We start from the raw sequence: 13,330 nt of genomic DNA, 5'->3' as shown, positions 1-13,330 counted from the left end.
TCATTGCTGAAAGGGATTTATAGATGGATATCAAGACTAGCGTAGAGTGTGATCAGTTAATTAAACGCTATATTGCCACCAGAGCCGCCACAACTGAAATATGCGCCCCATTAGAAATAGAAGATCTGTGTATTCAGCCCTGCGCTGACGTCAGTCCACCTAAATGGCATTTGGGGCATACTTGGTTTTTTGAAGAGCTGATATTACGCCAGTTTGTCGCAGGTTATCAGCGCTTTGATGAGCATTTCAGCTTAATTTTTAACTCTTACTATAAATCAGCAGGCCCGCATTGGACCCAAAAAGATCGCGGTAACTTGTCTAGGCCTACGGTTGCGTAAATAACCCAATACCGTCAGCAAATTGATGAGTTAATTGTAAGCTTACTCAATGGCGGGATATCAGAAGAAATCGCTACCATTATTGAAATTGGTATTCATCATGAGCAGCAGCATCAAGAGCTTCTGTATATGGACATTAAGTTTATTCTGCATTGCAATCCCAGCAGCCCTTGCTACAGCAAAATACCGTTATTAAGCGCACAAGCGGTCAGTGGTTCATGGCATGCTTATACTCAGCAACTTGTGGACATTGGTCATTGTGGCGAAGGCTACGCATTTGATAATGAATCACCACATCATAAAGCTTACCTGACGGACTTCTCAATCTCTGACACTCTTATCACTAATGGCGAGTATTTAGCCTTTATTGAGTCAGCAGGCTATCAAACGCCACAATACTGGTTAAGTATGGGCTGGGATTGGCTTAACGAGAGCGGTATTACATCGCCTTTGTATTGGCGAAATCTCGATGGAAAATGGTTTGAATACACCCTTCATGGTCTAACGCCTTTAGACTTAAATGCACCTGTGGTTCATGTAAGTTACTTTGAGGCCAACGCCTTTGCCAATTGGCGCCAATGCCGCTTACCCACAGATCAAGAGTTAGAGCATTATTTACGCAGTAGCGACCATCAAGCCTCAACCTCAGTCCAAGGCCTGCCACCAGCAAGTTATCATCAACCTCAGTTACACCCCATCAACCCAGCCGATATTTCAGGCCAAGTCTGGTGCTGGACCCAAAGCCAGTATTCTGCCTACCCCGGCTATAAGCCCTTCGAGGGCAAGCTAGAAGAATACAACGGCAAGTTTATGTGTAATCAGTTTGTGCTTCGCGGCGGCTGTATTGCCACACCGCTACATCACTATCGCCATAGTTATAGAAATTTTTATCAACCGCACCAGCAATGGATGTTTTCAGGGATCAGATTAGCAAAGGATATCGTGTGAAGATTTCTAAAATTGATTATAAAAGTGACAATATTGACGCAATAAATAAAGAGCAATTTGCGATTGATGTATTAACGGGCCTCAGCGCTAGCCCAAAAACCTTACAAGCCAAATACTTCTACGACGATGCTGGCAGTAAGATTTTTCAGCAAATTACCCAACATGAAGATTACTACCCCACTCGCACTGAGTTTGAAATCCTAAACACCATCAAACATGAACTGGCAGAGCTCATAGCTGAACAGGAGATTGATATTATCGAACTTGGCGCAGGCGACGGCCACAAAAGCCAATTAATCATTGACGGATTTGTGGACCACAACTGCAAAGTTAATTACTACCCCATCGATATTTCAGAAAAAGCCATGCTGATGCTAGAGGACAACATTTGCGATCATCCCAATGTTGAATGTCACGGCATAGTAGCGGAATATTTTGAAGGCTTAAGGCTGGTGAGAGAAAAATCGACCAACAAACAACTGGTATTGTTTTTAGGCTCCAATATAGGCAATTTTGATCGAGTTCAAAACCAAGGTTTTTTACGTCGCTTATGGATGAGCATGAACGCTGGCGACTATGTACTGGTGGGTTTTGACCTAAAAAAAGATGTCGATGTACTGACCCGAGCTTATAACGACTCCAGTGGACTCACCAAAGACTTTAACCTGAATTTATTAACCCGGATCAACAACGAGCTTGGGGCTAACTTTGTGGTAGATAACTTCCAGCACTTTGGCATTTACAGCCCTCTTCTTGGCGCTATGGAAAGCTACGTCATCGCCTCAGAGCCTCAAAATGTGTATATAACGGCGCTAAAAAGACAATTTCATTTCGATGCCTTTGAACCGATTCATTTAGAGTACTCCTTTAAGTTTCTCAAAAGTGATATTGACTTTATTAGCCAACATACCGGTTTTGAGGTCATTAAACACTTTTCAGATCCGCGAGACTATTTTATTGATTCATTGTGGCGAGTTAACAAGTAACCCCTTTTCAATACTATGACGCCATCTTGCGATAACAGCAGCGACAAACTAGGCTTTGGTAATGGCAATTTAATACCATGCATGAAAGAGACTTAAAACCATTCACACTCAGGGGTGAACAATGGCTCAAGATCTTCAAGCCAATAAACACAATGCTATCGCATTTTACCGCAGCGCCTATTTAGGCGACCCAGTTAAAGCCGTTGAAAAATATGTTGGCGCAGAATACATTCAGCACAATCCGATTGTGGCAGATGGTAAACAGGCTTTCATCGATTACTTCATTGAGATGGCTGAATATAAAGGAAAGACGATTGAGTTTGTCAGGGCCATAGCAGAAGATGATTTAGTGGCGCTGCATACCCATCAAGCGTGGCCAGGTAACGATCAGTATGTCACCATGGATTTCTTTCGATTTGATGACCAAGGCAAGATTGTCGAACATTGGGACTCTATTCAACAAATACCTGCTGAATCAAAACATAGTAATACAATGTATTAAGCCGTCATAAGGCGTAAATTAAGCTATTGCTTGCTTATCTAAAGAAGTCTTTCAAAACCAGTAAATCATTAACGTGATAGCTTAATCATCAAACCTAAATCGACTAATAATTGCTAATAACCTTATGAAACTTGAAGAAATTTACCGACAAGACCTTAGTTTGCTTATCGCATTACAAATCTTAGTCGAAGAGTGCAGTGTTACAAAAGCGGCAAAACGGCTGCACTTGAGTCAATCTGCCACCAGTCGAATCTTAAGTCGCTTGCGAGAAATGCTCAACGACCCTCTCTTTTCACGGGTCGGCCAACAATTAGTACCAACCCAATATGCTCTAGATTGCTATCAACAGCTGCAAGGCCCTACTGGGCAATTATTGCAACTACTTACCCCCAGTGAATTTATTGCCAAAGAATGTCAGCAGAAATTCACCATTGCCACCACTGACTTTGCCGCACAAGGTCTACTGCCACTGGTGTTACCTAAGCTCTATCAACTAGCACCTAATATTGGCATTGAGGTTATTCCGGTGCAACATCAATACCTTCATTCGCAACTAAGTTTACAAGGCGCTGACATGGCAATTTGCCGCGCCATAGGGCAAACAGAGCAATTACAACAAACAAGGTTAGGTTTAGTGGGCGTTAGCTGCTTAGTGTCCAATCACCACCCTGTGGCAGATAAAGCCCTATCACTACAAGATTACCTACACTTTCCCCACGCTACCATTGCCATTAGTGATGGTGTTAAAGCCATTGTCGACTCATCTATCGCACAGTTCCCGCAACGTAAAGAGTTATTAAGGGCGCCAAATTTAGACAGTGCACTGGCATTGCTTGAGCTGCATCCATTAATTATTACCTTACCAGAAGGCATGGCTGAAATCGCCGCAGCCAAACACGGTTTGATTGTAAAGCCACTGCCGTTTGCAATAGCGCCACTAAACTACAATTTATTTTGGCATGCACGCTGTGAGTTAGATAAAGGTCAGCGCTGGCTAAGGGATAAAATAGTCGACTTAATTAAGCCTTTGCTTAGCAGTAACAGGCAAGAATGAGCACAAAAAAAGATACAAAAAAGCGGCTATTAAAGCCGCTTTACGATCTTTTAAATAAAAGCTTGAGCTAAAAAATACTCTTTACATGAATAGCTTTAAGTTAATCAATTATTGGCAATTAACCAATACCCGACCAGTGACTTTACCTTTAACAATCTGCTGTGCAAATTCTGGAACTTGCTCAAGAGCAACAGTTTGACAGGCTTGCTGATAAAAGCTGTCTGGCAATAAGGCAATGACTTGCTCCCATGCCTTGACGCGTTTTTCGAACGGACAAGCAACAGAGTCTACACCTAATAAATTAACGCCGCGCAAAATAAACGGCATCACAGTGGTTGGTAAGGCAAAGCCACCGGCTAAACCACATATAGCGGCACTACCACCATAATTGATTTGGGTTAATGCGGTAGCCAACACTTGATTACCGACGGTATCAACCACCCCAGCCCAGCGCTGTTTATCTAAAGGGCGACCCGCTTGTTCAAACTCGCTTCGGTCAATCACTTCACTGGCACCAAGCTGTTTAAGCAGCTCACCATTAGACTCAACACGGCCAGAACTTGCCACAACGCGATAGCCAAGCGCTGACAATAACGTCACAGCAACTGAGCCCACGCCGCCACTGGCACCCGTTACTAGCACTTCACCTTGTTCAGGTGTAACACCTGCCTGCTGTAATGCTTGCACACACAACATCGCTGTTAACCCTGCAGTACCAATCATCATAGCTTTAGCAGCATCAGCATTTTGTGGCGTAGGCACTAACCAATCAGCTTTAACACGAGCCTTTTGGGCCATACCGCCCCAATGGTTTTCACCAACGCCCCAACCCGTTAGGATGACTTGGTCACCAGCTTTATAACGCGGATCTGCAGACTCACTCACCACACCCGCAAAATCAATCCCAGGCACCATAGGAAACTGACGAATAATTTTGCCTAACCCAGTAACAGCTAAGCCATCTTTGTAATTTAGCGATGAATAGCTTACATCAACTAACACTTCACCTTCAGGAAGATCAGCAACAGATAATTGGCGAACCTCAGCTTGGGTCTGCTTATCATTTTGGGTTAATACAAGTGCGTTAAACATGGTGGCGCTCCTTACATTTTAGATAAAATAATCATAGTGTAAAAACCACCATGAATACACTGCACACTTTGCATGCCACACATGCGCAAAAGTCATACACAAAGGCCGGTGTTGAGATGGGCATGTTTGCTGTTAGCTGATCACACATCATTTGCGAGCAAATAATCCATCAAATGAGTATAGGTGCAATTCAGCGTTAGTGAGGGAGGAGAAGAAATAAAGAAAATTGTAGCCTTAAAATGCCCTCAAATTAAAGCCTCATAGATATAAAACCACTCTGTTTTTTATCTTGTTAAATATAACAAAACAGGCAAGTTTAATTCTTAATAACTCCTTTAAAACGCGCGAAAGTATTCATTTGTTCGGACGTATTAAGGGGATGATAGTCTTTATTATTTGCGATCAATGTGTATTTACCTTGTGATTGCTTAATTACTTTTCTAAGTAAATACTGCGGTTCCCCTATATCATCTAGTAACTCAATTGCTAGGATTTGATTTGAGATTGAGCCAGCACTAACTGGCGTGATCCATTCAAATAGCAATAGGTCACCATCAAGTATGGGGGATTTTCCACCATTCATTGAGTTACCTGATGCTTTTGCAATGAAGTGTTTATCTGGGTTATTTGTTCCGTATTCTGTGGGGATTTGTATAGAACTTATCTTATCAGCCGTACTGGTTTTAAAGTGACCGCAAGCAATTTTAAGATCTTCAAAAAACGGTAATGAAACTAGGTTTTGGTTGTCGAATTCTGCCTCAAGATTTGGCAGGTTTAAAGTAGCGATATCTTCTTCGGTGATAGTCATATCAAGCTTATTGTAATAATGGCTTAGATCCTCCCGCATTTGAGTGGTAATCGCGTTCAAATCAGATTGTTTGAGTTTGTCCCATAACACGGTATCAAATGCGATCAAATTCAACTCTTGGCACTGATAAAAGAAACGCTTACGTTCGAATTTTTCAAATGGATTGATAAGAATATTACGCTTGATATACGCCGAATCCAATAAATTTTCACTGATATTAAGTGGGTTACCGCCTTTCTCTGCTTTACCATATTTACTCAATAAAGATTCATAGAAACCTGCATATAAACCAGCAACTACATCTAAATCCAATTCGCCTTGTTTATTGCAGTGGTTCGCCATGACAATAAGCAAAACAATTTTGTATGAGAAAGTATAATCACGTTTTTCAATAAACTCGATAAAGTCAGCCTTTCGAGTATCCTGTGTCCTAAGTGGAATATTTTTGGTGATTATTATTTTTTCTAGCTGTTCGAAGCTAAAGTAATTAAGATTTTTACTACCAAATGGAATCGTTTTATCGGCAACCAAATCACCTTTTTTCATCCAAGCTTTTACTGTACCTGTTGAAATAAACAGCTCTCTAGCTAGCTGCTCTTCATTTAGTAGATCTCTAAACTCTTTTTCAAAATTAAAGATATTAATCGGTTCGATTCTTCGCTCTGACTCCCATAAGCCATCTAAAATAATCAATTCATTCTGAGATGTCCCTTGAACATCTTTTACCAGATCACCAAAAGATTGATAGTGACTCAAATTAAATAAGCCATGTAATGACCAAGGTGTAATAGCTGCTCCATAACTATCAACCACATCAATTACATACAGCGCTTCTTTGCCTGGATAATTTCGTGTTCCTCGCCCTAATTGCTGGGTATAAAGCACTTTCGACATTGTTGGCCTTGCCATAACAAGGATACTGGTTTGAGGCGAATCCCAGCCTTCGTTTATTAAATCGCAAGCACATAGCATTTGAACCTCACCCCTGTGATATAAATCAAGGCCAGTACGTTCTTTACCACTTACCGAAGCCGCTTTTATACCTGATTGATTTAATAGCTTGGCCATTCTTTGGCTGTGTTTGATATCGACACAAAACACTATGCCCTGCTGTGTGCTGATTGATTGTGCTTGTTGATTGAAAAAGTATTTAAGTAAAACATCTGCAATCAGTTGGTCACGCGAAGGAATGATCACAGTTTTCTGTAAATCGGTTTTAACGAATTCTTTGCCGTTAAATCTTACCTTCGAAAAATCAATATTTGATTCTAATCTGAAAGCTCGAATTTGCGGCACTAACTTTTTCTGAATAGCTTGTTCTAAGGTCATCTCAACTTCGTAATGACCAAAAATATCGTTCAGAGAACGCTTATCAAGACGCTCATCCGTAGCAGTTAAGCCCAAAAGACTCTTAGGTGAAAAGTAATTTAAAACTTGGCGTAGACCATCTGCAGCAGCCCGGTGCGCTTCATCTATAAGAATATAATCGAAATGGTTTCTAGCGAGTTTACGATAATGCCGTAATACATAGGCACTAGTTTGCACTGTAATATCGAGTTGTGAATTATTAAGTAACTCACCAACCCTTATCTCTGGAATTTGCGCCTCTAACCTTTTAATTAGCTGCATTTTTAGCGCAACTGTCGGCACAACAGCTAACACTTGTTTGGCATTAGATTGCTGTAATTGCTGCCTAACATCTTCAATAAACACTTCTGTTTTACCCGAACCAGTAGGCAATACCACTAAAAATCTATTCTGGCCTACTTTTCTTTTTTCAATTAGGGTGTTTACAGCATCCTGTTGATGGGCATATAAACTAAAATCAACGGAACGTTCAGCTCTATATAATGGAGATTTTAAGAAATGTTCAGGTTGGCCAAAATAATCTTTCATTTGGTCTTCAAATTTAAAAGAATCACTCATGCCCCTATCTGACCAGCGATATACAAGGTAACCATCATTTACTAATGAGTTTTGTTTAAATAGTTGCGATCGATATTGCTTCTGAGACACTATCCGAGATAAAGGATGATGATAGGTTTCACCATTTAGCTCTATCGCTATAGGTGATGTTTTACGATGCAAAATGTAATCAATAAATCGCTTATGTCCTTGCCTATCGATATAAGGAGCTTCCGCTTGCAAAGCATGTATAGATGCTGGCCCAAACACACTCTCAAATATTTCTGCAAACTTAAATTCGGGGGGAGTAGGATCAATATGTTGTTCCTCACGATTCGAGCCAAACTTTTTGAGTTCAATGCTCTCAATTTCGGAGGATAAAAAGTGGTTTATATCATCAATTAACTGCTGTATTTCAAGTGCACAAAAACGGAGTAATCCTTGATAATGGTGCATCAGCTGATTCTGATAGCTAGTGTAATCAACATAATGAAAATCAGAAGCTTGAAGGGAATATAATGAATTATCGACCAAAATTGCTGAAGGCTGATTCCACAAATTAGAATCATTATTGCCGATAAAAGTATATAAGCGGCCAACATCAACCACATTTTCTAACTTATACCCAAAACTAGTTAAAACCTGATCAACTGCAACCCCATCAAGCCCCATTGCGATGGCCTTTGATAAGTATTGCATTAAGCCACTTTTCATCCTGTCGTTCAGGCCGGGCATCATCAGTGATCCAAGTTTTTATAACATTAAAATCACTTCCATCTATGAAGTCGTTAAGTCTTTTTTCATCTGCATTCGTAAAATAGCGCCCGCCTCTCTCTACATCACTAACACCATACTTAAAAGAACAATAAAGATAACCACCATCCTTTAAACTTCTAGATAAATTAGTGAATGAAGCTGGCAGTAAATTACTAGCTACATGCAATAAAGAGGCGCAAGCCCAAATACCATCAGCCAAAGATGAAGCTTTAAAACAATCAAAAGTGTTTAGTTCAACATCAATCCCCGTTAGTTCAGATGCTTTTAGCACTAAACTCTCACTTGCATCAAATGCACTCACTTCGAAGCCTTGCTTTAAAAAATACAAGCTATCTCGCCCGCTTCCACAGCCAGCATCAATAATATGACCATTCGGCTTTAATAGAGGAATGAAGATTTCATACAAAAGGGATAAATCTACATTGACGGTATCATTATAAAATGATTCAGCATTGATGTTATAAAAGTTATTTATCATAGGCTTGGATTATATAAGCAATTTTCAACAGACTACCATAAGCAGCAAGATATATTGTATATCTGCATCAAGCAACTTAACTCATAGCAAAAATTAATTAAGAAAGATAATTGAAATTGAAGGGTGATACGCTAATCGAAGAAATGTTTAGACTAATTTATTGATATTGGACTTTGAACGTTAAATAGCGATCAACATAACACTGTTGCTAATATTCAAAAATAATTAATTTGATTAAAAGCCAGAAAAGACAAAGGCCTAGCATTTCTGCTAGGCCTTCTAAATTTGGCAGGGGTAGCAAGACTCGAACTCGCAACCATCGGTTTTGGAGACCGCTATATATAGCAATAAATTCAATAACATAGTTAATACCTGTAGAATAATAACAGCTAAAAACTCTGCTTTATACTATTGTTTTCATTAAGTCTGCCTAAACTTTTTCTACACAAATACGTATCGTTTAGTCGGTTTTTTGAATATATTCAACTTATATTTACCAAAAATAAATTCAACTCAGTGGGTGAGTAAAATTAACCGCGTGCCGTGGTTTACAATGCTTTATCTTCCAAATTTTGCTTTATGAAAAGAGTAAGATTTATAAACTTAGTGCTTTGTCGGCTGAAATCCATACAAAATGACACCAGTTATTCTTTACAAAATAGTAGAAAATTTAAAATGACTGCTCTATCAAATTTCTTTTCTGTAGGCTTTGTAAGACGATGGCATCAATGCGTGAAACCATCACTCTGCCAAAGTATCCTGAGTAATGATGGTAAGGTAAAAGTAGCTTCGTAACTCGTTTTTGGACATTTCCGAGTTACGTATTTCTGAAATACTGAAAATTTTCAGATAACTTTTTCTATGCAAAGAGTGTGTTCAATTACAAATTAGTAGCCAATCTCACAGCGCATTACAATGAGACTGGCAAAAAGTGTTACTGCTCAGCACACACCTAAAAAGCGTAAGCTCTTACGCCGATATTTACACTATAAAGGTATCACTCGGGCTTGTTCAACACTTGGGATAAGGACGCGGCTACGCGCGGCCTATCCTTATCTGTTATGCCTTAACACCCAATGCTAACATGAATTTTTTTGCATTTTCACAATCAGGGTTAATGTACGCTTGTGATTCTTCAACAAATGGTAACCATTGCCAATCTTCAGCTCCAACACAGCCTAAACGACTAGATAGGAACAGAAACTCTTTAAAGTTTTTTGCTATTTCTATTCCATGGCCATCACCATCGTCGTGACTCAGATACACAACAGGCTCCTTTCCGGCTTGGGAAATATCAATGGCTAAGTAATCACCATTACCTACTTCCTGAAACGCAAACTTGCCATGCCAAACAGCATCATATGGATCTTCAATGTTTGGAAATACTTCATCTTTCCAACCATTTTTTTCTTCGTTAAATTGAATTAACCACTCTAAAGACCAATGTCTGTCACCAGAAAATATTTCTGAAAGCGGGCTCTCAAATTCATAATCATCTGGCATGAACCACCTAAACTCTACTTTTTTAGAAAAGTTAATTAAAACTTCTTTTAAAGAAGGCGGTATTTGGCAACCAATCTTGCTTTCTACAATTGTGAGTTCTGCTTCTGTAGCAGGTTCATGAATCGACAACACGCTAGCTTCACCACCGAGCTTTTTTACTGCGTCGGCAAAGAGCTTCCAATTCTCAACAACTTTGCAATATTCCATAGTTGACACCATAGGCATAACGAATGATATGGACTCCCCTTACCAAATGGCCACTATGTGCCATATTGAAAGTGCAAACATTCAATCAAGGAGAGTCCATATGTCCTTAATTAAAGCAATTGGCATCGATTTAGCCAAATTAGTTTTTAGTATTCATGGTGTAGATGAATACGGTAAAACCAAACTAAAGCAAACAGTTAAAAGAAACAAGCTGTTAGAGAAAATCGCTAACATTCCACCTTGTATTATCGGCATGGAAGCATGCTCTGGTGCTCACTACTGGGCAAGGGAATTTACAAAATACGGCCACGACGTACGTATCATGGCATCTAAATTTGTTATCCCTTACCGTCAAAGTGAAAAGAACGATGCCAATGATGCTGAAGCAATATGTGAAGCAGTAACAAGACCCAAAACACGCTTTGTCAGTATTAAAAGCGAAGAACAACAAGCTGTTTTATGCTTACATCGTATTAGGCAAGGTCAAATCAAAGACCGTACTGCCATGATTAATCGTTTACGCGGCTTGCTATCAGAATTCGGCATCATCATGCCTAAAGGTCGCTATCCAGCACAAAAGCATATTGTTGGAATCTTAGAAGATACCGACAACGCATTACCCACTTTAGCAAGAGAGCTACTCAATGACTTATGGCAAAGCATCAAGCTACAAAACCAAGACATATTAAAGTCTGATAGGAAGCTTTATGCCCTTGCTAATCAAATGAAAGACGCGAAGCGTTTAATGACTATTCCAGGCATTGGTGAAGTCACCGCTACAGCCGTTGTAGCCACAGTGAGTGATGCGAAACACTTTTCAACTAGCCGCCAATTTGCAGCTTGGATAGGCTTAGTCCCTAAGCAATATTCAACAGGCGGCAAGCCGACGTTAGGCAGAATAAGTAAACGCGGTGAGAAGCATATCCGCACCTCATTAATACACGGTGCTCGCGCTGTCATCGCAAACTGTACTAACAAAATGGATAGAACCAGTTTATGGATTAAAGCGCTTATCGAGCGTAGAGGCTTTAAACGGGCTGTCATCGCCCTAGCAGCAAAGAATGCACGATTAATTTGGTCATTACTTCAATCAGGTAATGAATACCAAGTTAACTATGTAAAAACGTAAAAAGGTTTAACCCACACGGTTAACCCCACCGAGTCGACGCATTAGCAATTGACGATAACACGGTCAGACCGAGAGCAATTAAATCTGGTTAGTTGGGAAGTACATCTTGCTTGAAAGAGTCAGTAATACTGTTTAACGAATGAGATCTTTGCTCAAGCGCAAATCATCAGGGCGATAGCCAAAAGCTGTTTAGGCAGCAAGCTAATCAAACGCCGAATGTAGAGCTGCTGTCAGATCCACTGTTGTTGTCGGATTACTATTGCTTGACAAAGGGGAGTCCATGTAGCCCTGCTAATCAGTGAACCATGTGCTGGCGGGCGATTTGCGCAGCAAATGGCATGACAGCTATGGTAAATCTGGATTTAGCAGCTTGTTAAGAGGCAATTTATACGTCAAATTCTCAGGTTTTTTGGCATATTTCCATAATATAGTATCGAGATAATCAGGTTCGAACCAATCATCCCAAAACTCAAGAGCATAGTACGCATTAAGAAACTGGTTCATAATTCCTGAACCGTGTATTTCTGCACCGATCCACCCATTATCTCTGCAATCTTCATGTGGAAATGAAATACTGGATATAACTGGTTTCCTATTTCCTAGCACTTTCCAAATACGTTTAGTAAGAAGGTCCTTAGTTGTAAATTGGCAAGCTATTAACTTCGTTTCATTTAGCTCAAAAATTTCATCCATTGAAGGATAATGCTGAAACCTAATCTTAAAAAAAGCACATGTAATTGAGTTAAGGACTTCCGCCTCACGTCCAACAACTTGGCCAATAGAAAATGTCCCATCACTTAACTCAACACTAAAGATATTTCCTATATCCCAAGTTTTCTTAGCCACTTCCCTTTGCCTCTTAACGCCTCATTAAGAGGCTAAAAATAGTTTGCTAAAATGTTGAGGAACGAAAACAGCAAACTGTTTTTTGTCCTGCTTTAATGCCTTGTTGAACGAAGCCGCTCTGCGGCAGAAAAGATAAAAGCTCACCTTTATTCATCCATCCTAAATACTTACTAGACCCTGCCTACTCTGGCAGTTATCTAGGAGTATTACGATGAACACTCACGAGCAACAACGCTTTGATTTTCTTTATGAACAACATCTTACCAACTTAACACTGCAAGGCAAGCGGCCTGCGACCATCGATGCCTACAGCCGCGCCGTTAGGCGCATTAGTGCTTATTTCGACGCTTGTCCTGATAACCTTTCAACTGATGATTTGAAGCGCTACTTTGCCAGTTTGATTGATTCACATTCATGGAGCACCGTAAAACTCGACCGTAATGGCTTACAGTTTTTCTATCGACATGTGCTTAATCAACACTGGGAGTGGCTTAATATTGTTAAGCCACCACAAGTCCAAAGACTGCCTGATATTCTTACCCCTGCTGAAGTTTCTATCGTCATTAGCCTTACCCATAAGCTGCGATATCAAGTGTGCTTTCTCGCCTTATACAGTATGGGATTGCGCCTCGGTGAGGCCATTTCACTGCAGGTTGGCGATATCGATTCACAGATGATGCAGGTGCACATTCGTAACGCTAAAGGCGGTAAGGACAGGTTAGTTCCGCTACCACAACGTACCTTCACAACGTACCTT

General features: G+C 40.2%; 12 protein-coding genes. 7 read left to right on the top strand and 5 right to left on the bottom strand.

Annotated elements, in window-relative coordinates:
- The first annotated feature begins 23 nt into the window (after positions 1 to 23).
- The 5 genes from BM739_RS20365 (at position 24) to BM739_RS13635 (ending at position 3,828) form a co-directional block, all read left to right on the top strand.
- Complete coding sequence (locus BM739_RS20365; protein WP_217697847.1) at positions 24 to 338, top strand: DinB family protein; 315 nt, start codon at positions 24 to 26, stop codon at positions 336 to 338.
- On the top strand, positions 339 to 1,286 hold the full coding sequence (egtB, locus tag BM739_RS13650) for an ergothioneine biosynthesis protein EgtB (RefSeq protein WP_217697848.1): 948 nt from the start codon (positions 339 to 341) through the stop codon (positions 1,284 to 1,286).
- Complete coding sequence (locus BM739_RS13645) at positions 1,283 to 2,272, top strand: L-histidine N(alpha)-methyltransferase (protein ID WP_083698168.1); 990 nt, start codon at positions 1,283 to 1,285, stop codon at positions 2,270 to 2,272. The genes egtB and BM739_RS13645 overlap by 4 nt, the downstream gene beginning before the upstream one ends.
- Positions 2,273 to 2,393: 121 nt before the next feature.
- Positions 2,394 to 2,774, top strand: a complete 381-nt coding sequence (locus BM739_RS13640) for a nuclear transport factor 2 family protein (RefSeq protein WP_076541534.1) — start codon at positions 2,394 to 2,396, stop codon at positions 2,772 to 2,774.
- 124 nt (positions 2,775 to 2,898) lie between these two features.
- The gene (locus tag BM739_RS13635; protein ID WP_076541533.1) at positions 2,899 to 3,828 is read left to right on the top strand and encodes a LysR family transcriptional regulator; all 930 of its coding nucleotides are present in this window, start codon (positions 2,899 to 2,901) and stop codon (positions 3,826 to 3,828) included.
- Between the two features lie 108 nt (positions 3,829 to 3,936).
- On the opposite strand, the gene BM739_RS13630 is transcribed toward BM739_RS13635, so the two are convergent.
- The 4 genes from BM739_RS13630 to BM739_RS13615 form a co-directional block, all read right to left on the bottom strand.
- The gene (locus BM739_RS13630) at positions 3,937 to 4,920 is read right to left on the bottom strand and encodes an MDR family oxidoreductase (RefSeq protein WP_076541531.1); all 984 of its coding nucleotides are present in this window, start codon (positions 4,918 to 4,920) and stop codon (positions 3,937 to 3,939) included.
- Between the two features lie 316 nt (positions 4,921 to 5,236).
- Positions 5,237 to 8,332, bottom strand: a complete 3,096-nt coding sequence (locus tag BM739_RS13625) for a DEAD/DEAH box helicase family protein (protein WP_175609531.1) — start codon at positions 8,330 to 8,332, stop codon at positions 5,237 to 5,239.
- Positions 8,295 to 8,888 carry a bifunctional 2-polyprenyl-6-hydroxyphenol methylase/3-demethylubiquinol 3-O-methyltransferase UbiG gene (locus tag BM739_RS13620; RefSeq protein WP_076541528.1) on the bottom strand — a complete coding sequence of 198 codons (594 nt, stop codon included), beginning with the start codon at positions 8,886 to 8,888 and terminating at the stop codon, positions 8,295 to 8,297. Before BM739_RS13620 ends, BM739_RS13625 begins: the two co-directional genes overlap by 38 nt.
- A 1,059-nt stretch (positions 8,889 to 9,947) precedes the next feature.
- On the bottom strand, positions 9,948 to 10,598 hold the full coding sequence (locus BM739_RS13615; protein ID WP_076541526.1) for an SMI1/KNR4 family protein: 651 nt from the start codon (positions 10,596 to 10,598) through the stop codon (positions 9,948 to 9,950).
- Between the two features lie 100 nt (positions 10,599 to 10,698).
- Between BM739_RS13615 and BM739_RS13610 the strand changes: the two genes are divergently transcribed.
- Positions 10,699 to 11,727 (top strand): IS110 family transposase, encoded by a 1,029-nt coding sequence (locus BM739_RS13610; protein ID WP_076541524.1) that lies wholly within the window; start codon positions 10,699 to 10,701, stop codon positions 11,725 to 11,727.
- Positions 11,728 to 12,072: 345 nt separating this feature from the next.
- Here BM739_RS13610 and BM739_RS13605 read toward each other — a convergent pair whose 3' ends face one another.
- Complete coding sequence (locus BM739_RS13605; RefSeq protein ID WP_076541523.1) at positions 12,073 to 12,573, bottom strand: Imm26 family immunity protein; 501 nt, start codon at positions 12,571 to 12,573, stop codon at positions 12,073 to 12,075.
- Between the two features lie 211 nt (positions 12,574 to 12,784).
- Between BM739_RS13605 and BM739_RS13600 the strand changes: the two genes are divergently transcribed.
- The coding region (locus BM739_RS13600) for a site-specific integrase (RefSeq protein WP_175609530.1) at positions 12,785 to 13,330 on the top strand (546 nt) is incomplete at its 3' end.

This window comes from Shewanella sp. UCD-KL21 (assembly GCF_001957135.1).
GTDB lineage: Bacteria > Pseudomonadota > Gammaproteobacteria > Enterobacterales > Shewanellaceae > Shewanella.
The sequence above is the reverse complement of the archived record's forward strand: the minus strand, read 5'-3'. Positions and strand labels throughout refer to the sequence as shown.

What these genes read in the sequence shown, in the direction of transcription:
- BM739_RS13635 (WP_076541533.1), top strand. Translation starts at nt 2,899, where the DNA reads ATGAAACTTGAAGAAATTTACCGACAAGACCTTAGTTTGCTTATCGCA.
- BM739_RS13625 (WP_175609531.1), bottom strand. Translation starts at nt 8,332, where the DNA reads ATGCAATACTTATCAAAGGCCATCGCAATGGGGCTTGATGGGGTTGCA.
- BM739_RS13615 (WP_076541526.1), bottom strand. Translation starts at nt 10,598, where the DNA reads ATGGAATATTGCAAAGTTGTTGAGAATTGGAAGCTCTTTGCCGACGCA.
- BM739_RS13630 (WP_076541531.1), bottom strand. Translation starts at nt 4,920, where the DNA reads ATGTTTAACGCACTTGTATTAACCCAAAATGATAAGCAGACCCAAGCT.
- BM739_RS13640 (WP_076541534.1), top strand. Translation starts at nt 2,394, where the DNA reads ATGGCTCAAGATCTTCAAGCCAATAAACACAATGCTATCGCATTTTAC.
- BM739_RS13620 (WP_076541528.1), bottom strand. Translation starts at nt 8,888, where the DNA reads ATGATAAATAACTTTTATAACATCAATGCTGAATCATTTTATAATGAT.
- BM739_RS20365 (WP_217697847.1), top strand. Translation starts at nt 24, where the DNA reads ATGGATATCAAGACTAGCGTAGAGTGTGATCAGTTAATTAAACGCTAT.
- BM739_RS13610 (WP_076541524.1), top strand. Translation starts at nt 10,699, where the DNA reads ATGTCCTTAATTAAAGCAATTGGCATCGATTTAGCCAAATTAGTTTTT.